2 protein-coding genes are annotated in these 1402 nt (G+C 67.0%); both read right to left on the bottom strand.

All coding sequences use genetic code 11. The annotated features are described in order from the left end of the window. Window positions 1-25: 25 nt before the first annotated feature. Complete coding sequence (locus ABZT47_RS40315; RefSeq protein WP_354854103.1) at window positions 26-184, bottom strand: hypothetical protein; 159 nt, start codon at window positions 182-184, stop codon at window positions 26-28. 7 nt (window positions 185-191) lie between these two features. Next, the gene (locus tag ABZT47_RS40320) at window positions 192-1322 is read right to left on the bottom strand and encodes an IS701 family transposase (RefSeq protein ID WP_354854106.1); all 1131 of its coding nucleotides are present in this window, start codon (window positions 1320-1322) and stop codon (window positions 192-194) included. Window positions 1323-1402: the final 80 nt, after the last annotated feature.

The raw sequence follows: 1402 nt of genomic DNA on the forward strand, positions 1-1402 counted from the left end.
CTAGTACTCCAGTGACTTTTTGAGATCAGCGTTGGGATCTTTGCTGGTAGTGGGATCGTCTGGCTTGATACTGGTGTCGACGGCGCCACCGTGACCAGCGCAGGATCTGTTCGATTCGCCGGTGCGGTGCCAGTACGAGCAGGGCGAACATCCGCCGGACTTCCGGCACGGTCAGCGCGATCACGTCCTGATCACCTTCGCAACGGGATCCGGCGGCCACCACGACGAGGAAGGCCAGGGCGAGCAGCGCCAGGGTGATGTGGCGATGCCAGCCGGTCCAGCCGCGGACTTGGTAGTGGTCCAGTCCGACCTGGCCCTTGGCGGCCTGGAACGACTCCTCGATCGCCCAGCGCGTCCCAGCGATGCGCACCAAGGTGGCCAGCGGCACCGGGGTGGGTGAATAACACCGGAAGAACGCCAGCTCGCCGGTCGCGATCGTGCGCCGGACCAGCAGCCACCGGTGTCCGCTGCCATCGAGATCGATCCGTCTCCAGGCCCAGGCGTAGAACCGTGGCCCTTTGGCTCCGGCGCCGGCGCTGTAGCGGTGCCAGGCCAGCACACCAGCGGCGACCTGCGCCGCCGTCACTGCCGCTGGTCCTGACGCGCTGGTTACCCGCGATCGCGAGCACGTACCCGATGCCGTGGCCGGCGATCAGGGCATGCAGCCGGGGGTCTTGCCCGTAGACCTCGTCACCGGTGACCCAGGCCGCGTCGATCCCTGCCTCCACCGCTGCGGTGATCATCTGCCCGGCCAGCGCCGGCTTGGTCGCGAACACGGCCTGATCAGGTACCCCGGCGGCCTGGCATCGCCGGCTGTCGGCAAGCCAGGTTTTGGCCGGCAGGTACAGCCGCCGATCGATCAACGCCCGGCCCTTCGCCGAGGCATAGGCCAAGAACACCCCGACCTGGCTGTTCTCGATCCGCCCAGCAGTGCCGGTGTACTGGCGCTGCACCCCGGCAGAGGCGGTGCCCTTCTTGACAAAGCCGGTCTCATCCACGATCAGCACACCATCAGGGTGACCGAGCCGGTCGTGCACGTAGTCCCGCACGTCATCGCGCACCTGGTCAGCGTCCCAGCACGCGATGCGCAGCAGCCGCTGCATCGCCTCGGGGCCGCGGTGCCCGGCATGCTCGGCCAGGTTCCAGCAGTTCTTCCGCTCGACACCCGACAACAGGCCGGTCACATAAGCGCGGGTTGTCCTGCGGGGCTCGACCCGACCGAACCGGGACGCGATCCGACCCATCAACTCATCGAACTCCCACTGCCACCCGGCAGGGTCTACGCTGTGGCCCACGGCCATCGCACGATCTTCGGATGTCATCACAAACACCGATGATCACGCGGTGGCCGTACCCATGTCCCCACAACCAGCGAGATCACGAACGGTCACTGGAGTACTAG

Source organism: Sphaerisporangium sp. NPDC005289 (assembly GCF_040607455.1).
In the GTDB taxonomy this organism is placed as follows: Bacteria; Actinomycetota; Actinomycetes; order Streptosporangiales; family Streptosporangiaceae; genus Sphaerisporangium; species Sphaerisporangium rhizosphaerae.

What these genes read in the sequence shown, in the direction of transcription:
- ABZT47_RS40320 (WP_354854106.1), bottom strand. Translation starts at nt 1,322, where the DNA reads ATGACATCCGAAGATCGTGCGATGGCCGTGGGCCACAGCGTAGACCCT.